At 68.8% G+C, this 18,615-nt stretch carries 14 protein-coding genes; 8 read left to right on the top strand and 6 right to left on the bottom strand.

The window, feature by feature from the left end:
• The first annotated feature begins 14 nt into the window (after nt 1-14).
• From AC0IYS_RS08900 to AC0IYS_RS08935, 8 genes are all read left to right on the top strand, one after another.
• The gene (locus AC0IYS_RS08900) at nt 15-980 is read left to right on the top strand and encodes a polysaccharide pyruvyl transferase family protein (RefSeq protein ID WP_471704819.1); all 966 of its coding nucleotides are present in this window, start codon (nt 15-17) and stop codon (nt 978-980) included.
• Between the two features lie 56 nt (nt 981-1,036).
• Nucleotides 1,037-2,113: a glycosyltransferase family 2 protein gene (locus AC0IYS_RS08905; RefSeq protein ID WP_471704820.1), complete on the top strand. Its 1,077-nt coding sequence runs from the start codon at nt 1,037-1,039 to the stop codon at nt 2,111-2,113.
• Nucleotides 2,110-3,570 (top strand): O-antigen ligase family protein, encoded by a 1,461-nt coding sequence (locus tag AC0IYS_RS08910; RefSeq protein ID WP_471704821.1) that lies wholly within the window; start codon nt 2,110-2,112, stop codon nt 3,568-3,570. Before AC0IYS_RS08905 ends, AC0IYS_RS08910 begins: the two co-directional genes overlap by 4 nt.
• A gap of 67 nt (nt 3,571-3,637) precedes the next feature.
• The gene (locus tag AC0IYS_RS08915; RefSeq protein ID WP_471704822.1) at nt 3,638-4,744 is read left to right on the top strand and encodes an acyltransferase family protein; all 1,107 of its coding nucleotides are present in this window, start codon (nt 3,638-3,640) and stop codon (nt 4,742-4,744) included.
• Complete coding sequence (locus AC0IYS_RS08920) at nt 4,741-5,703, top strand: NAD-dependent epimerase/dehydratase family protein (protein ID WP_471704823.1); 963 nt, start codon at nt 4,741-4,743, stop codon at nt 5,701-5,703. Before AC0IYS_RS08915 ends, AC0IYS_RS08920 begins: the two co-directional genes overlap by 4 nt.
• A 97-nt stretch (nt 5,704-5,800) precedes the next feature.
• Nucleotides 5,801-7,036 carry a glycosyltransferase gene (locus AC0IYS_RS08925; protein ID WP_471704824.1) on the top strand — a complete coding sequence of 412 codons (1,236 nt, stop codon included), beginning with the start codon at nt 5,801-5,803 and terminating at the stop codon, nt 7,034-7,036.
• The gene (locus AC0IYS_RS08930) at nt 7,033-8,151 is read left to right on the top strand and encodes an acyltransferase family protein (protein WP_471704825.1); all 1,119 of its coding nucleotides are present in this window, start codon (nt 7,033-7,035) and stop codon (nt 8,149-8,151) included. Before AC0IYS_RS08925 ends, AC0IYS_RS08930 begins: the two co-directional genes overlap by 4 nt.
• 29 nt (nt 8,152-8,180) lie before the next feature.
• A complete protein-coding gene (locus AC0IYS_RS08935) occupies nt 8,181-10,139 on the top strand; it encodes an acyltransferase family protein (RefSeq protein ID WP_471704826.1) in 1,959 nt (652 codons plus the stop codon).
• Nucleotides 10,140-10,160: 21 nt separating this feature from the next.
• Here AC0IYS_RS08935 and AC0IYS_RS08940 read toward each other — a convergent pair whose 3' ends face one another.
• The 6 genes from AC0IYS_RS08940 to AC0IYS_RS08965 form a co-directional block, all read right to left on the bottom strand.
• Nucleotides 10,161-11,219: an acyltransferase family protein gene (locus AC0IYS_RS08940; RefSeq protein WP_471704827.1), complete on the bottom strand. Its 1,059-nt coding sequence runs from the start codon at nt 11,217-11,219 to the stop codon at nt 10,161-10,163.
• 65 nt (nt 11,220-11,284) lie between these two features.
• Nucleotides 11,285-12,937 (bottom strand): GMC oxidoreductase, encoded by a 1,653-nt coding sequence (locus tag AC0IYS_RS08945; RefSeq protein ID WP_471704828.1) that lies wholly within the window; start codon nt 12,935-12,937, stop codon nt 11,285-11,287.
• A 91-nt stretch (nt 12,938-13,028) separates the two neighbouring features.
• Nucleotides 13,029-14,030: a UDP-glucose 4-epimerase GalE gene (gene galE / locus AC0IYS_RS08950; protein ID WP_471704829.1), complete on the bottom strand. Its 1,002-nt coding sequence runs from the start codon at nt 14,028-14,030 to the stop codon at nt 13,029-13,031.
• The gene (locus AC0IYS_RS08955) at nt 14,027-15,208 is read right to left on the bottom strand and encodes a WecB/TagA/CpsF family glycosyltransferase (RefSeq protein ID WP_471704830.1); all 1,182 of its coding nucleotides are present in this window, start codon (nt 15,206-15,208) and stop codon (nt 14,027-14,029) included. The genes galE and AC0IYS_RS08955 overlap by 4 nt, the downstream gene beginning before the upstream one ends.
• Nucleotides 15,201-16,385, bottom strand: coding sequence for a glycosyltransferase family 2 protein (locus tag AC0IYS_RS08960; protein WP_471704831.1), 1,185 nt, complete (start codon nt 16,383-16,385; stop codon nt 15,201-15,203). The genes AC0IYS_RS08955 and AC0IYS_RS08960 overlap by 8 nt, the downstream gene beginning before the upstream one ends.
• An 81-nt stretch (nt 16,386-16,466) precedes the next feature.
• Nucleotides 16,467-18,155 (bottom strand): Atrophin-1 multi-domain protein, encoded by a 1,689-nt coding sequence (locus AC0IYS_RS08965; protein WP_471704832.1) that lies wholly within the window; start codon nt 18,153-18,155, stop codon nt 16,467-16,469.
• Nucleotides 18,156-18,615 lie beyond the last annotated feature (460 nt).

Consider the following 18,615-nt stretch of genomic DNA (forward strand, 5'->3'; position numbering starts at 1 on the left):
TCACTAGGATACCCATGGAATCTGACAAACTCGAATCCTCCAGGCTCAACGCCGAACTGATGACCCACCACGCGGTGCTGCTCGAACTGATCGGCAAGCGCCCGTTCCATTATGTCGACATTCCGATGCACGGCAACATCGGCGACCTGCTGATCATGCTCGGCACGGTCGAGTTCTTCCGCAAGCACGCACTCACGCCGCGGCTGATCTCGCCGTTCTTCTCGTTCAGCCCGGACTGGATCGGCGCCGACGAGACGGTGGTGTTCCACGGCGGCGGCAACTTCGGCGACCTCTATCCGTACTTCCAGTCGCTGCGCGAGCGCGTCGCTGCGGCCAAGCCGGGCAACCGCATCATCATCCTGCCGCAGTCGATCCACTTCTCCTCGCCCGAGAAGGCGGCCGAGTCGGCGGCGATCTTCCGCCGCCACCCGGACCTGCACCTGTGCGTGCGCGACCGCGTCTCCTACGAGCAGGCGCGCGCCTTCACCGACAAGGTCTACCTGCTGCCGGACATGGCGCACCAGCTCTATCCGGTCGGCCACGGCTACGACCGCAACGGCGGCGCCATGCTCATCACCCGCGTCGACGACGAGAAGGTCGAGCACGGCACGTTGCCCGACGTGCGCGTCGATACCCACACCGACTGGCCGCAGTTCGTCGGCGAGCGCGAGCGCACCATCAACAAGTTCCGCCGCGTGGTCGACGCCATGGCCCGGCGCGGCATGGGCCGGCTGGCCAACCGCTTCATGTCGCCGCTGTGGATCTGGTATTCCAAGCGCCTGGTGGCCGACGCCATCGCCATGTTCGCGCGCCACAACCTGATCATCACCGACCGCCTGCACGGCCACATCCTGGCCGTGCTGATGGACATGCCGACCCTGGTGCTCGACAACAGCTATGGCAAGAACAGCCGCTACGCCTCGGTGTGGACCGCGCGCAGCCGCCTGGTGACGTTGCTGGCCGCCGAGCGCAGCGCGTGAACGGCACGAACCATCGCGGCGCCGGCGCCGCCCACCGCTGACTTGAGGACGACCCTGTGGCAAAAATAGACATCCTGCTTCCTGTCAAGAACGGCAAGGACTTCCTGGCCGAGGCCATCGACAGCGTGATCGCGCAAACCTTCACCGACTGGCGCCTGCTGGTGCTCGACCACGGCTCGACCGACGGCAGCCGCGAGATGGCCGAGGCCTACCACGCGCGCGACAAGCGGGTCGAGGTGCATAGCTTCCCCGAGGCCAAAGGCCTGTCGGGCCTGCTCAACCGCGGCCTCGAGCAGGCCGACTGCGACTACGTGGTGCGCCACGACGCCGACGACGTGTGCTTCCCCGACCGCTTCGCGCTGCAGCTGGCCGGTTTCCGCGACCAGCCCGGCTGCGTGGCGATGGGTGGCCAGTCCGAGTTGATCAACGCCGCCGGCGAGCACGTCACCGAGCAACTGATGCCGGTCGGGCGCGACCGCGTCACCGCCGCCAGCCTGTTCCGCAATCCCATCACCCACCCGACGGCGATGATGGACTTCGCCGCCGTGCGCCGCATGGGCGTGCGCTACGGCACCGACTTCATCGGCGTGCTGCCCGAGGGCGAGCGCATCGAGGTGCCGCACCTGGCCGAGGATTACTTCATGTTCGGCCAGCTTGCCGCGCTCGGCAAGGTCAACAACCTGCCGGACCGCCTGATCCGCTACCGCTGGCACACCAGCAACGTCAGCGTGACCCGCTTCGCCGAGCAGATGGACGTCTCGCTGCTGGTGTCGCGCTACCTCACGCGCGCGTTTTGCCTGCACCACGGCGTGCCGTACTTCGACCCGGCGCCGTTCTGCAACCACGGCGCCAAGTTCTTCGACGTCGACGGCCGCGGCAATTTCGACCGCGCCTTCGAGGTCATGGCCGCCACCCTGCGCCAGGTGCTGGGGCAGTCCGAAGAGCTCGACCGCGAGCTGGCGTTCCGCTGGGTCGCCAGCACCCGGCGCGAGCTGGGCCTGGCCGGGCGCTACTGGTCGTTCCAAAAGAAACACGTGCCCGAGACCGGCGAGTGGCTGGCCGTGCGCGCCTGGATGCTGCGCCATCTGCCGGGGCGCGCCAGCGTGCGCGTGGCCGCCGAGGGGACGGCATGAAATTGCCGGCCACCTGGCACGACGGCCGCATCCTGGCGTGGCGGCTGGTCGAGGCGGTCACCCGTCCACCCTTCCTGGTCACCGCTGCGGCGTTGTTGCTGGCGCTGTTCCTGGGCGTGGCCACGCCGACCTATGTCGCGCTGATGGGCACCAGCCCCGGCAAGCTGCTGGCCTTGCCGGCGCTGCTGGCGCTATGCCTGTTCCTGCTGTACGACAAGCGGGCGCTGATGATCACCATTTTGCTGCTGCGCTCGATCGGCGACCCGATCCTCGAAGCGACCAAGGTCTCGCTGGGCGGCATGCAGCTGGGCCTGGGCCTGGCGGTCAACCTGCTGGTGATCTTCATCGCCGCCCTGTTCGTGCTCGAACGCCCCCGGGAGTTTCCGCGCGCGCTGGCCAACGCCTGGTGGCCGTTCATCATTATCGCCGTGTTCGGTTTTGCGATCACCCCCAACAAGTCCGAGGGGATCCGCGTGTTGCTGGCGGCGTGCTCGTATTTCGCGATGTTCATCGCCGCCACCTACCTGGTGCGCACCAAGGATGATTTCCGCTTCGCCGTCAAGGTGGTGATCTGGTCGTCGATTTTGCCGACGCTGTACGCGTTGGTCGACGTCGCCCTGCACATGCGCGACAGCAGCTTCCGGCTGCAGAGCACCTTTGGCCACGCCAACATCCTGGCGTTCTATCTGACCCTGATCATTTCGCTGCTGTTGTACACGCTTAAAAGTGCGACGTTTTCGCTCGGCCGGGGGGCGCGCGTGGCCGCCACCGCCTATATGCTGCTCGAGATGGGCCTGTTGCTGCTGACGCAGACGCGCAGCGCCTGGATCGGCTGCGCCGCCATCTTCGTCATCTACGCCATCATGTTCGAGCGCAAATACCTGCTGTACTTGCTGCTGACGCCGCTGGTGGCGATGTTGATCCCGAGCGTACGCGACCGGATCATGGATCTGGCCGGCGGCAACGGCAACGATGCCTACGCCTACGCGCGCCTGAACTCGTTCGCTTGGCGCGTGTTGCTGTGGGAGGCCGGCCTGCGCTGGATGGAGCCGTCCCGTTACCTGTTCGGCTACGGCCTGGAGGCGTTCCGGTTCCACTCGCAGAGCTTCTTCACCTTGGCCGGCGGCATCGATTGGAGCCCGCATAACCTGCTGGTGCAGTTCCTGTTCGACATCGGCCTGGTCGGGCTGGGCGCCTACCTGCTGACCTTTTGGCGCCTGATCGGCCGCCTGCGCGGCCTGTACCCGGTCGACCGCCTGGCGGCGGTGCTGTTGATCGCCACCGTCATCGCCCACCTGATCATCTCGTTTTCCGACAATGTCTTCGCCTACCTGGTGTTTAACTGGTATTTCTGGTTCATCGTCGGCGCCGCCTGTTCGATCGCGCCCGTGCTGGTGCGCAAAAACAACTACCATCCGGCGGTGGAGGCCGCCGCGCGCCGGCCGCCGACACCTTAGCCTTTGTGACGGTGCCCGCCGCCGGCGCGGCACCGGTTTGATGCGGTACAACTGTGATGCATAATCGATGAGTTCCCCGAAATCCAATTACCTGCCGTCGCTCGACGGCCTGCGCGCGGTCGCGGTCATGATCGTCTTCGTCAGCCATGCCGGCTGGGGGACGGTGGTGCCCGGCGGCTTTGGCGTGACCATCTTCTTCTTTTTGAGCGGCTATCTGATCACCACCCTGATGCGCGCCGAGTACGAGCGCACCGGCACGCTCGGGCTCAAACACTTTTATCTGCGGCGCGTCTACCGCATCCTGCCGCCGATGTATCTGGTGCTGTTCCTGTTGCTGGCGCTGTGGGCCGTCGGGGTGCTTGACGGCGCCGTGCGCTGGCCGGCCGTGCTGGCGCAGGTGCTGCAAAGCACCAACTACTACATTTTATACGGCGACAGTTCGTCGCTGGTGCCGTTCACCGGCACGTTCTGGTCGCTGGCGGTCGAGGAGCATTTCTACCTGGTGTTCCCGCTGCTGTTCCTGTTCTGCGTGCGGCGCTGGAGCTACGCCCGGGTGGCGCTGATCCTGCTGGCGCTGTGCGCGCTGGAGCTGGCCTGGCGCGCGGTGCTGGCCCATGGCGGCGCCCCGTCCGACCGCACCTACATGGCCTCCGACACCCGTCTCGACAACATGCTGTTCGGCTGTATCATGGGCCTGTGGATGAATCCGGCGGCCGACACGCCGGGCGCGCGCTGGACGTCGCGCCCGCTGCAGATCGGCGCCATGGCACTGGCGCTGGCCGTGCTGGGCGCCACCTTCCTGGTGCGCGACGCCTTCTTCCGCGACACCGTGCGCTACACCCTGCAGGGCATGGCGCTGTTTCCGCTGTTCTGGCTGGCGGTGCGCTATCCGGACTGGGCGGTGTTCAAGCCGCTCAACTGGCGTGCGCTGCGGCTGATGGGCAATATTTCATACGTGTTCTACCTGTGCCATTTCTTCTTCCTGCACCTGATCGAGCAATACGTGACGCGCGAGCGCTACCTCGTCGCCGCGCTCGGCTTCATCGCCTCGGTGCTGTTCTCCACCGCCGTCTACCAGGTGGTCGAGCTGCCGTTCGCGCGCCTGCGCCGCCGCCTGCACGACGCGCCCGCGCCGACGCCCGCCGCCGCCAAGGGCGTGGGAGGACTGGCATGAGCCGGGTGCTGGTCACCGGCGCCACCGGTTTCGTCGGCCAGCGCGTGGTGCTGCGCCTGCTGCGCGCCGGCCACCAGGTGCGCGCCGCCGTGCGCACCGTGCCGACGCCCGAAGGCGCCGCCGCGCTGGGGTGGAACGGCGCCGTCGAAGCGCCGCGCTGCGACCTGCTCAGCGGCGACGGCCTGCGCCAAGCCTGCGAGGGGGTCGACGCCGTGATCCACCTGGCGGCCGACATGAGCGGCCCGGCCGAACGCAAGATTGCCACCGCCGTCGCCGGCACCCGCAACCTGATCGCCGCCATCGGTCCCAATAGCACCCGGCTGGTGCTGGCGAGCAGTTTTTCAGTCTACGACTGGGAACGCGTGGGCGCCGTGCTCGACGAGGACGGCCCGCTGCTCGACGCCGCCGCCGCCGGGCGCCAGGACGCTTATGCGCAGGCCAAGTGGCGCCAGGAGCTGGCCGCCCGCGCCGATTGCGCCGCCCGCGCGATGCCGCTGGCGGTGCTGCGCCCGGCCGCCATCTGGTCGGCCAGCCGCAGGAACCTCGACGGTGTCGGCATCAAGGCCGGCAAGGCCGCCGTGGTGGTCGGCGCCGGCCGCCTGCTGCGCCTGACGCATGTGGACAATTGCGCCGACGCCTTCGTCGCCGCGCTCGATCCGCGCGCGGCCGGCCACACTTTTAACGTCGACGACGGCTATGCGGTCACGGCCTGGGAGTACGCGCGGCAGCAGGGCGCCGCGGTGCGCCTGCCGCTGCCGTACGGGCTGGCGCGGCTGGGCGCCGCGGTGGGCGGGGCGCTGCTGCGCCCGCTGCGCCGCGGGCGCGAGCTGCCAGGCCTGCTGGTGCCGGCGCGCCTGTGCGCGCGCTTCCACGGCGCCCGGGCCGGTCACGGCGCGCTGACGCGGGTGCTGGACTGGCAACCGCCGCTGTCTTACGAGGCCTGCCTGCGCGCCGGTTGAGTGTGCGGCCCGGGGCCGCACGGTCGCGACGGTGCCGGCCGGCATGGACGCGTCGGCCGTCCTGTGTCGTTTTTGATTAACTTTTTCCTTCCGACAGATGAACATAGCCTACATCACCAGCATTTACGCGCGCGCCAGCGACACTTTCATCCGCAACGAGGTGATCGCGCTGCGCCGGCGCGGGCACACGGTGCACACCTATTCGATCCGCAAGGCCGAGGAGGACCAGCATGTCAGCGACGAGGTGCGGCGCGAGCAGGCCTCGACCGACTACATTCTGAGCCATGGCGCCCCGCCGCTGCTCGGCGCGCTGCTGGCGGCCACCGTCGGCAGCCCGGGCGCCTTGCTGCGCACGGCGCGCCTGGCGTGGTCGGTGCGCGTGCCGGGCCTGCGCGGCACCGTGCTGGCGCTGGCCTACCTGGCCGAGGCGGCCTATCTGGCGCGCAGCCTGCGCCAGCGCGGCGTCCAGCTCTTGCACAACCACATCGCCGAAAACTCGGCCACGGTGGCCATGCTGGCCTCGTGCCTGTCGGGCATTCCGTACAGCATGACGGTGCACGGGCCTGGCATCTTTTACGATCCGCGCAAATGGTCGCTGGCGGCCAAGATCAAGCGCTCCGCCTTTACCGTCTGCATCACCTCGTTCTGCAAGAGCCAATGCATGGTGTTCGCCGACCAGGCCGACTTCGGCAAGCTGCATGTGGTGCGTTGCAGCGTCACCCCGGAATTCACCGGCGTGGCGCCGTTGCCGATTCCGCAGGCGCCACGGCTGGTGTGCGTCGGCCGCCTGTGTCCGGAGAAAGGCATGTTGCTGCTGGTGCAGGCGGTGGCGCGCCACGTGGCCGTCGGCGGCCGCTGCGAGCTGCGCTTCATCGGCGACGGCCCGTCGCGCCAGCCGATCGAGCGCCTGATCGCCGAGCACGGCCTGCAGGACGCGGTGCGCCTGCTGGGCTGGCAGGGCAGCGACGTGGTGCGCGCCGAGATCGAGGCCAGCCGCGCGCTGGTGCTGCCGAGTTTTGCCGAAGGCTTGCCGATCGTGATCATGGAGGCGCTGGCGCTGGGCCGGCCGGTGGTGACCACGCGCATCGCCGGCATTCCGGAGCTGGTCGCCGACGGCGACAACGGCTGGCTGGTGGCGGCCGGCTCGATCGACGAGCTGGTGGTGGCGCTGCGCGCGGTGACCGAGGCCCCGGCCGAGACGCTGGCCGGGATGGGCCGCCGCGGCGCCGCGGCCGTGGCCAAGCTGCATGATCTCGACACCGAGATCGACAAGCTCGAGGCCCTGATGGTGGCCGGCGCGGCGGGGGCCCACCCTGCGCGGATCGCCCCATGAGCGCGCCCACCTCGGTGCGCTACCGCATGATCGACATGCTGCGCGGCATCGCCTGCCTGGCGGTGGTGTGGTACCACGCCCTGGAGGGCGGCCACATCGGCGCGCTGGTGGCGGCCGCGCCGCCGTGGTTCCACAGCCTGCTGCGGCACGGCGACGCCGGCGTCTCGATCTTCTTCGCCATCAGCGGTTTCGTCATCGCCCATTCGATGTTGCGCGACGAGATAGGCGCCGGCTATGTCGGACGCTTCATGCTGCGCCGCTCGCTGCGGCTCGATCCGCCATACTGGGCCGCCATCGCGCTGGCCCTGCTGGGCGCGTGGGTGGCCTCGCGCGCCGTGCCGGACCGCGCGTTCGTCTTGCCGTCGGCCGGCAATGTGCTGCTGCACATCACCTATCTGGTGGACCTGGCGCGCCAGCCGCTGATCAATCCCGTCTACTGGACGCTGTGCATCGAGATCCAGTTTTACTTCACCTTTGTGCTGCTGATGTGGGCGGCGGCCGGCGCGCGCCGCCGCTACGGCGCCGAGCGCGGCCTCGACCTGGTGCTGTGGCCGTGCGCGGCGATCGCCGCGCTGTGGCTGACCCCGTGGGCGCCGTTCCACGTGCACGGCCTGTTCCTCGAACGCTGGTATCTGTTCCTGGCCGGCGTGCTGGCCTGGCGCGCGGTGCACGGCGGCGCGCCGCGCCAGCTGGCCGCCGCGCTGGTGTACGTTGCGCTGCTGTTCGGCGTGCTCGGCATGCTGGCCGCGCCGGTCCCCGACCTGGTCGGCCTGGCCACCGTGGTGCTGATCCTGGTGTGCGGACGCACCGGCTGGCTGGTGCGCATCGGCGGCGGCCCGCCGATGCAATGGCTGGGCTTGATCTCGTACAGCCTCTACCTGACCCACAACACCGTCACCGGCGCCGCCTTCCGCATCGGTTACCGCCTCACCGGCCGCAGCGTGGCCACCGAGGCGCTGTGGTTGGCGCTGGTGACCGTGGCCTGCTGCGTGTTCGCCTGGCTGTTTTACCTGGTGTTCGAGCGCGCCGGGCTGCGTTGGAGCAAGCTGGTGCCGCTGCACCGCCCGCCCGCGCCGGCCGCCGCCATGACGCTGCCGGTGCGCCCCGGCGCCTGAGGCGCGCCCCCTTTTTTTAGCGAGTGAGCATGAAACCAGCAGCCCAAAACGGCTTCCAGAACGATATCAACGGCATGCGCGGCTTGAGCGTGCTCATGGTGGTGCTGTACCACTTCAACCTGAGCGTGTTCAGCGGCGGCTTCGTCGGCGTCGACATTTTCTTTGTCATCTCCGGCTACCTGATGACCAAGATCGTCGTCGGCGGCATGGCCGCCGGCCGCTTCGACTACCTCGACTTCGTGCTGCGGCGCGGCGCGCGCATCGTCCCGGGCCTGTTCGCATTGGTGCTGGCGCTGCTGGCGCTGGGCTATTTCCTGCTGCCGCCGTCGGACATGCAAAGCCTGGGCGAGCAGGCGCTGCAGGCCGTCTACTTCAATTCCAACAATTATTTCGCCGCCAAGCAGGGTTATTTCACCCTGGGCGCCGACGACAACTGGCTGCTGCACACCTGGTCGCTGTCGGTCGAGTGGCAGTTCTACATGCTCTATCCGCCGCTGGTGTGGGTGCTGCGCGCGCTGGCCGGACGGCTGGCGCCGGCGCGCGCCCACTTCGCGCTGGGCCTGCTGCTGACGGCCGTGGCGGCCGCCTCGCTGGCGTACTGCGTCGGCGCCGACAGCCAGCGCGCCTTCTTCTCGGTGGCCGCGCGCGCCTGGCAAATGATCGCCGGCGGCCTGGTCTACATGGTGCTGGCGCCGCGCGCCGGCCCCACGCGCCACGCCGCGCTGCTCAGCTATGGCGGCTGCGCCGTGGTGCTCGTGTCGCTGTACGTGGTGCGCCACTACGCGCTCGAGGCGGTCTGGCCCGGCTATTTCGCGCTGCTGCCGGTGGCCGGCGCCTGCCTGATCCTGCTGGCCCGCTACGAGGGCAATGTCCTGCTCAACAATCCGGTGGTACAAAAGCTCGGCGCGTGGTCGTATTCGATTTACCTGTGGCACATGCCGCTGGTGATGGCGGCCATGGTGACCGGCCTGATGACGGACCAGCCGCGCCTGACCAAGGTGGGCGGTGTCATCCTGTCGCTGCTGCTGGGCTACCTGTCGTTCCGCCACATCGAACCGGCGCGCTACCTGAAGGCGCTGTCGCGCCCGCGCGCCTACGCCGCCCTGGGCGGCGCCGGCGCGGTGCTGGCGGTGGCCGCGTTCGCGTCCGTGCAGACCGGCGGCTTGCTGTTCCGCGTCGACCAGCCCGCTTTCTACCAAGGCTTGCGCCAGGCCGCGCGGGCGCCCACCTTCGATCCGGCCTGCGAAAACGATGGCCGCGGCGCCGACAAGCTGTGCGTCATCAACGCCAACGTGCCGGGCAAGAAAGTGCTGGTCATGGGCGACTCGCACGCCGGCCATCTGTACGCCTGGTTCGCCGCGCACAGCAAGGTCAACACCACCTTCCTGGTCAAATCCGGCTGCCCGCTGATCGAGGGCTATGAACGGGTCGGCGCCGACAAGGACTGCGGCGCCTTCAGCAAGCGCGCCTTCGCGCTGGCCGCCTCGGGCACCTATCAGAGCGTGTTGATCTCGCAGAACTGGACCTTCTTCACCCCGCGCGCCGAGGGCATTTGCGCGATGCGCGGCGCGCGCTGCGTGCCGGTGCGCGAGCAGGCCGATCCGGCCGCCGTGCTGACCAGCGTGCGCCGTTCCATCCAGGGTGTGCTCGACCGCGGCGTGCAGGTGGCCGTGCTCGATTCGACGCCGTGGTTCACCACCAGCGCGCCGAAAAAGCTCGAGCGCGACTACTTCTGGCACGGCCGCATCGATGCCCGTCTGGATTCGGCCTGGTTCTTTGCCGAAAACCGCGAGTACGACGACTTGTTCCGCGCGTTGCAGGCCGAACCGGGTTTCTCGCTGCTGTCGATGCGCCCGGCCTTGTGCGAGCGCCAGCGCTGCCTGACCTACGACCAGTCCGCCGGACTGTCGATCTTCAAGGACCGCGACCACTTCAATCCGCTGTGGATCCGCGCCCACGGCGGCGTGCTGGGCGCCGTGGCACGCTGAGGCTGGGCGCGATGCGCCCGGTCAGGCCGCCGTGGCGGTCGGTTTAGGCGCCTTCGCCGGGCTGAAGCGGCGGTTGAGGCGGTCGGTGACGGGTTTTTCCAGCCACAGATACAGCACGCAGCCCACCGCCAGCGCGCCGAAAACGGTGGCGCAGAACACCACCAGCCGGTCCTGCACGCCCAGCTTGATCAAGACCAGGGCGATCGGCGGGATCACCAGCCCGTGCGACAAATACACCGAATACGAGGCGTCGCCGAGCAGCTTGAAGCGGGCCGCCGCGCGGCTGATCCACGGGTGCCGCTCGAGCCAGACGGCGCTGGCGACAAGCAGCGCGCACGGCAGGCCGACGCTGATCAGGCGGTCGGTGCCGGCCGGCAGCGGCAAGACGAACAGCATCAACAGCGCCAGCGCCAGCAGCGCCGGCGCCAGCAGCGCCGGCACCGGCGCCTGGCGCACCCACAGGCGCGCGATCAGGCCGCCGAGCAGGAATTCAAACAGCAGGGTGCGGGCGAAAAAGTTCAGGAACAGCGGGCTGCCGTCGATCTGGCCGAGCACGAAGATGGCGCCCAAGGCCACCAGGCTGAAGCGCAGCGGCGGCCAGCGGCGCCAGATCGCCAGCGCGAAGCTGGCGTAGAACAGCATCTCGTAGCTCAGCGTCCAGCCCGATTCGAGCACCGGCAGGTGATAGCCCGCCGGATTGGTGGTCGGCCAGAACAGCAGCGAGCTGATCACGAAGCCCGGCGCCAGGCCGCCGGCGAAGGCCTTCGAGCCCAGCGCCAGGATCAGCACCACCTTCACGCCCGTATAAAACCAGTACATCGGCACGATGCGGATGATGCGCCGCTTGCAGAACAGCCAGGCGGCGGCCGCGCCGCCGCTGCCGGCCGCCTTGATGGTCGAGATGGTGATGACGAAGCCGCTGATGACGAAGAACAGGTCGACGCCGCTGCCGCCGTACTCGTGCCAGAAGTGGTAGCTGCCGTCGTTGCCGAGGCGGCGCCACATCTCCAGCACCGCGTGCGAGCCGAGGACCAGGAACACCGCGACGAAGCGCAGGAATTGAATACCGTTGATTTGCATGTCGAGTCTACAAGTAAGCTACAAAAAAAGACCGCCGGGACAGGCGGCGGCCGTGGCCGTTGCCGTCACGGCGCGTACGCCGACTTCAGGTGGGCGGCCAGGCGCAGCGCCAGCGCCACGATGGTCAGGGTCGGGTTGGCGTGGCTGCTGGTGGGGAACACGGCCGAGCTGGCGACGAACAGGTTGGGCAGGTTGAACACGGCGCAATCGCGGTCGACCACGCCGTCGCGCGCGCTCGCGCCCATGCGCGTGGTGCCGATGTGGTGCCCGCCCAGCGGCACCGAACCGGCCAGGCGCGCGCGCAGGCCGTCGTCGTCGAACTCGAGGCGCGCGCCCGAGTGCGCGCGCAAGGTCTCGCGCAGCAGCTGGAAGCCGCGGAAGGCGGCGTCGATGTCGTCCGGCGCCACCTTCCAGGCGACGTCGACGCGCTTCATGCCGTGGCGGTCGTCGGCGTCCGTGAGGCTGACCCGGCTGTCGGCCAGCGGCGTCTGCTCGCAGTTGAACTCGAGCGGGAAGCTGCCGTCGGCGTTGGCCACCAGGGTGTAGGGCAGCTTGCGCTCGGCGAGCTGGCGCAGGAACAGCCACTGGTAGCCGAACTTGGCCAGCTGCGGCAGGCCGGTGAGCACGTTCTTGATGTGGGCCGAGGCGGGCGAGTCGGCGCTCGACGCGGCGCTGTGCTGCAGGATCGCGCGGTATTCCGGGATCAGCACCGACTTGGCCAGGAAGATGGTCGACATGACGGCGCTGCCGTGGCTGGCGTCGGAGTATTCCGGGAAGTGGAAGCGGAACGCCGTGTTGAGCAGTTGATGTTCGCGCTGGGCGGCGGCCGAGAACTGCAGCTTGCGCCGCGCGTACACGCCGTCGGTGGTTTTTTCGAACTGGAACGGGATCGGCGCGGCGCCCGGGCGGATGCGGCCGACCGTGTTTTCAAAGTGGCAGGCGTAGTAGCGTCCGACCAGGTCGTTGCGGTTGCCCAGGCCGCCGTTGGCGCGGTCCGAGTTCAGCAGCAGGCGCGCGACCTCGATGCCGCCGCCGGCCAGCACGAAGGCGCGCGCGCTGACGGTGATCTTGCGCCCGCCGCGGTCGGTGACCTCGATGGCGGCCACGCGGTCCTCGCCGGGCGCGCGCACGATGGCCGTGCAGCGCGCGTGCAGCACGGCGGTGACGTTGGCCGAGTCCTGCAACTGCTTGCGGTAGCGCTTGCCGAAGTCGGTCGGCAGGCTGTAGCGCTCGATGCGGTCGCCGAGCAGCACATCGTTCGGCGCCAGGTCGGCGATGGTGGCGCCGGCGCCGGCCGGCAGCGAGCCGCCCACCGAGAAGTCGTCGCGGCCGGCGTCGCAGTATTCCATCGCGCGCCGGTAGTGGCGCGCCACTTCTTCATAAGGGATCGGCCAGCCGCTGTCGGCGATGTAGTCGCGCCGCTCGAAGTCGATCGGATCGTACGGCACGCAGCGCCCGCCCCAGATGCCGGTGGTGCCGCCCAGCCTGGAGCGGCGGAACTCGGTGGTCTCGGGATGGGGCTTGTTGGCGCTGCCGACATAATCGCTGGCGGTGTCGGCGTCGAGGTCGTAGCCGCCGGCCTCGAACAGCAGCACCGGGATGCCGCTGCGGTCGAGCTCGCAGGCCAGCGTGATGCCGGCCGCGCCGGCGCCGACGATGCACACGCCGGTGCTGGCGTCGGGGCTGGAGGGGGAAAAGTCGTTGGAGGTGAGGATCATCGGCGGCGTGGAGGGGAAACGGTGGATACGGGACAGCGCAGGGCGGGGCGGGGGCGGGCGCCGGGCAGGCGGCCGCGGGACGGCGCCCGCGCTATTTGATCAGGCTGCTCTGCCAGCGCCAGGTGTCGACGCACATCTGGTTGACGTCGCGCTCGGCCTTCCAGCCCAGCTCGCGCTCGGCCAGGCCGGTGGCGGCGTAGCAAATCGGGATGTCGCCGGCGCGCCGCGGCATGATGGCGTAGGGAATCGGGCGGCCGGAGGCGCGCTCGAACGCGCGCACCATGTCGAGCACGCTGCTGGCCTTGCCGGTGCCCAGGTTGTACGTCAGCACGCCGGGCGCGGCGGCCAGGCGCTCGAGCGCCTTGACGTGGCCGACGGCCAGGTCGACCACGTGGATATAGTCGCGCATGCCGGTGCCGTCCGGGGTCGGGTAGTCGTCGCCGAACACCGACAGGCGCTCGCGCCGGCCCTCGGCCACCTGGGCGATGAACGGCAGCAGGTTGTTGGGGATGCCGCGCGGGTTCTCGCCGATCAGGCCGCTCTCGTGGGCGCCCACCGGGTTGAAGTAGCGCAGCAGGCCGATGCGCCAGTCCGGCTCGGCCACGGCCAGGTCGCGCAGGATGTTTTCGATCATCAGCTTCGAGGCGCCGTACGGATTGGTCGTCTGCAGCGGGAAGTCCTCGACGATCGGGGTGGTGGCCGGGTCGCCGTAGACGGTGGCCGAGGAGCTGAAGATCAGGGTCTTGACGTTGTGCTGTTGCATGGTCTGGAACAGCACCACGCTGCCGTGCACGTTGACGTCGTAATAGCGCAGCGGCGCGGCCACCGACTCGCCGACGGCCTTCAAGCCGGCGAAGTGGATCACGGCGTCGAAGCGGTGGGCGCCGAACAGCGCCGCCATGGCGGCGGCGTCGCGGATGTCGCCCTCGACGAAGGCCGGCGCGCGCCCGGCGATGCGGCCGATCCGGTCGATGACGTCGGCTTCGCTGTTGGACAGGTCGTCGACCACAACCACGTCGTGGCCGCCTGCGAGCAGTTCGATGCAGGTGTGCGAGCCGATATAGCCGGCGCCGCCGGTGACCAGGATCTTCATGACAATTCCTTTTGAAGGGTGTTGGGAACGGGGGCGGAGGCGGGGGCGCGCACCGCCCCCTGCAGCAGGTACTCGGCGCGCGCCAGGCGCAGCGCGCGGGCGGCGGCGGCCGAGCAGGCCGTCACGCTGAAGGCCGTGCCGGCCTTGGCGTGGTGGCCGAACGCCAGCATCAGCAGGCCGATCAGTGCGCTGTCGACGCGCGTGACGGCGGCCAGGTCGAATTCGAGGTCGCCCGGCGCGGCGCCGGCGGCGGCCAGCGCCGCGCGCAGCGGCGCCAGGTCCGGCTCGAGCCAGTCGCCGGCCAGGGTCAGCCGGGTCAGGCGGGGGCCCTGCGCGGCGTGCAGCACCGGCGCGGTGCGGGCGCCGCCGGCGCGGCGCTGGCGGGCGGCCGCCAGCGCGCCGGGCAGCACCGATCCGGTGACCAGGCCCAGCAGCGCGACGCCGTCGCGCCAGTAGCGCCGCCATAGCGCCGGCTCTTCCTTGATGCGCCACAGCCATTCGAGCCCGAGCCGGCCGACCAGGCCGGGCGCGCGCGAGACGGTGCCGGCGACGAAGTTGACCACCGCCCCCAGGTGGCTCACCAGCGGCGGGCGCAGCGCGGCCAGGTTGTGCTCGATCCAGCTCTGGCCGCGCTTGGCGCCCAGCGCCACCACCAGCAGGTCGGCGTTGGCGTCGTTGATCTCGGCGATCAGTTCGGGCGTGCTCATTTGTTCGATGCTGCCGAAGCCGGGCGAGCGGGCGCCGACGCAGCGCATCGTGCCGTGCTCGGCGTTGAGGACGTCGCCGGCGCGCCGCGCCACCCCGTCCGGGCCGCCGAAGAAGAACACCGTCACGGGCACCTGGCGCTGCGCGCGCAGGCGCTCGAACAGGGTCGAGCCGGCCACGCGCTCGCGCAGCGGAATGCCCAGCAGGCGGGCGATCCAGATGATCGGCATGCCGTCGGCGATCGACAGGTCCGAGCGCAGCACGGAGTCGCGGAATGGCACGTCGTCGAGCGCGGCGACGAGGAAGTTGAGGTTGGGCGTCGAAAAGAAATTGCGGCGGCGCTGCGCCAGGTCGGCCAGCAGCTTGGCCTCGGCCTGGTCCATGGTGACGGCGTCGAACGGCAGGCCCAGCACGGCGTAGACGCGGCGGTGGTAGTCGGTGCCGCCGGCCGGCGGGCCCTCTGGTTTATTCATTGTCACGTTTGGACCTTACCCATTCGACTTGGCGGTTGATCAAAAAGCGCAGATACAGCGGTATCTTGGCGAACATGTACAGCACGGCGGTGAGCAGGTCGCCGGCGCTGAGGATGGCGCGGCCGAAGCCGGCCCATGCCAGCACCACGGCCAGGCCCAGCGCGCCGAGCGCGACGGCGGCCAGCAGCAGCGGGGCGAGCGCGCCGGTGAACGCGGCAAACAGCGCGGCGAGCGCCGACACCGCCAGGGTAAGCAGGCACAGCAGCGCGATCGGCGGCACGCACAGGTCCAGCGCCATCGCCACCGACTTCACGCTGCCCTTGGCCAGGCCGCGCCACAGCAGGCGTGGCGCCTCGGCCACGATCATGCTCAGGTGGCCGTGCTCCCAGCGCGTGCGCTGCGAGTCGGTGCCGGCCTGGCTGGTGGGGAAGGTGCTCGACACCAGCGCGCCCGGGCAAAAGCGCGGCGGCTGGCCGGCCAGCGCCAGGTCCAGGCCCAGCTTCATGTCCTCGACGATGTGGCCGTTGGCCAGCGCGGCCCGGCTGATGATGGACCACGGGAACGCCATGCCTGTGCCCATCAGCTGGCAGGGCAGGCCGAGGCGGTGGAAGCCGAGCGGACGCACCTGGTTCTTCACCACCCAGGCGAACTCGGCGATTTTTTTCATCAAGCTGCCGCCGGGCGCGTACATCAGGTACAGCGCCTGCACCGGGCGCTGCAGCGCGGCCGCCTCGTGCGCCAGTTTGGCCAGCGCGCCGTCGGCGGCCAGGCAGTCGGCGTCGACGATGATGAGCACCTCGGGCGGGGCGTCGGCCAGGCTGCGCACGCCGAAGTCGAGCGCGTAACCCTTGCCGCGCTCGGTGGCGTGGGAGCGTTCGCGCACCTCGGCCCCGGCGCGGCGTGCCACGCCGGCGGTGTCGTCGTCGCAGTTGTCGGCCACCACCAGCAGGCGGTCGCCGGGCTGTAATTGGGGCATCAGGCTGGCCAGCGTCGCCGCCAGTCCCGCTTCTTCGTTGTGTGCCGGCACCAGCACCGCCACCCGCGGCCGCGGGCCGGGCGCGACGGTGTCACCGCGCTTGGCGGTCAGGGCGAGGAAAGACTGTAACAACAGTACGAAGATCGGAATCAGGATGATGGCAAGCACGATGGTAAGCAGCAGCGCTACCATGAAGATCATATCGATTCCTTGAAAAAATAAAAAACACCCGATGTAGTTTACACTAAATCGGGTGTTTTTTTGATACTCATTGAAAAGTTATCAAGGCGTGACGGTCTCCAGGGTCGCCCGGACCGTCGAGCTTGCGCCGACGCCACTGATGGCATAGAACACATACCAGCCGCCGGTCGGCAGCACGAAGCGGGCCGTGGCGCCGTTGACCATCGCGCCGGTGTCGAAGGTCATCTTCGAGCCGGTGTAGACCTGGGCGCGGAACTTGCCGCCGCCGGTGGTGATGGCGGTCAGCTTCATCGTTGTGCCGGCCGGGGTCTTGGCCCAGGTGACGCCGCCCAAGCCGCGGCCGGTGCCGTTGACCAAGGTGGTGGCGTTGGTGGTCGGGCCGAATTCAACGGACTCGCTGTAAGTGTTGAACTTGCCGGTGCCGGTGCCCGACTGGCGCGTCCACGGACCGCGCATCGACAGCAGGTTAAAATTGGTCTGCGGCACCATGGCCTTGCCCTCGCCATCGATCCAGCCGTCGGCCGCCACCACCTGACGCAGCGCCGCGCGCACCGTTTGCAGCTCGGCGGCCACCACGGCGTTCCATGGCATGCAGTGCATGCAGTAGCCGCTGTTGTTTTCGACGTAGATGTAGTATGGGGTGCCTTCGTTCTGGTCGACGATATAGGCGCCGTATTTTTTCAGCGTATTGGCGATCTTGCGCAGTTTGGGCGACGTCAGCTTGCTGACATCGAACGACGGCGGCAGCATCACCAGCGAGCCCTCCGGGATTTGTCCCGAATTCAGGGTCGCCGCGTGCGTGTCGGCCGAGGTGGCCGGGTAGACGTAGCTCGGTTTGCCGCCCAGCGCGTTGAAGGTCAGCGACATGGCCAGCGCGTGCGAGAAGGAATCGGCGCCGTCATCGATCTCTTGTTTGCGGATCAGGCCGGCCAGCGGCGGCACGCCGGCCGCGCGCGCGCCCTGGTAATAGCGCGCCGGGTCGCCCCAGCCGCGGCCGTCGACCCTGGTCCAGCCATAGGTGGTGGCCTGCCATTTGCCATTGACTTGCTTGAGTTGCCAGAATGAGTGGACGATGCCGGTGGCCGAGTCGATGATATCGGCGTGGCCGTCGCCGCTCGTCGAAGGCGTGGTCGCGGTGGGGAAATGCGGGATCGTGATCGACGGGGTGTACTCTTCCGCGTCGGCGTTCCACAGGCCCTTGCCGCCGGCCGGGCCGAAGATCTCCATCGGCGGATCGGTCGGCATGCCTTCGAACACGCCGGCCGAGTAGGCGCCGGAGCCGACCACCGGATAGTAATCAGAGGTCGGGATCGCGAACGTGCCGAACTTCGGGTTGACCGGGCGCGCGTTCCACATCGAGTTGGCGGCGAACGGGCGCAGGAAGTTGCCGAATTTGCTGGTGTTACTATAGGCCGTCACCGGCGCGGCGCTGGTCGTGGCGGTGCCGGTCGACGCCGGCTTCACGGTCGGCGTGGTGCTGCTGCTAACGGTGGTGGTGGTCGCCGGCTTGGCCGTCGCGCCGGTGCTGGCGGTGGTGGTGGTGGTGGTGGCGGCAGCGGTCTTGCCCGTCGTCACGGTGCTGGCGGCCGCCGCCACGGTCACGGTGCTGTTGGCGCCGGTGGCGGCCGTGCCGACAGTGCTGGTGCGCAGCACGCCCGCGGTGCTCGACGTGGTCTGGGCGTGGGCTGCCATGCCTGCCAGCGCAAGGGGAATGGCAAGGATGGCGCAAGACGTGTAAAGCTGTCGGCGCTGGATTGGCTGTGCGGACATGGATGTGCTCCTTAGTGTGGATGACAGGCAAAAAAGTTGGCCCATGGGAATAATTATACACAGCGTTCGGCTCCGCAAGCGGCCCGTCAACGCAATTTGACACCGCGTCGATCCGCCGCAACCCGCGCCGCAGGCCGCTCTCGCGGGTCTGCCTGCACGCGCCCGGCCGCGCATGATGCCACTTCGACTAGACGCCGTTATAAGCTTGTTGTCGATAAAGCAGAGCGGCGGTGGCGTTGCGGGCCCGCGCGGCGTTCCCGGTGCCGGGCATCCCGGGGCAAATCCTACTCTAGTGCAATATAACTTGTCAAAATAAAACTCAATCACTATGCCGGCGAGGCGCCGTGCGCCAGCGTTGCCAATTTCATCTCGGACTTATCTTTTATGAAATCGAAATATTTTGTTGTTTTTTTGCCGTCGCAATGCGGCGCTGCGGCGAAACGGTGCCCGCAGCGGCCAA

The organism is Duganella sp. AC237 (assembly GCF_979254035.1).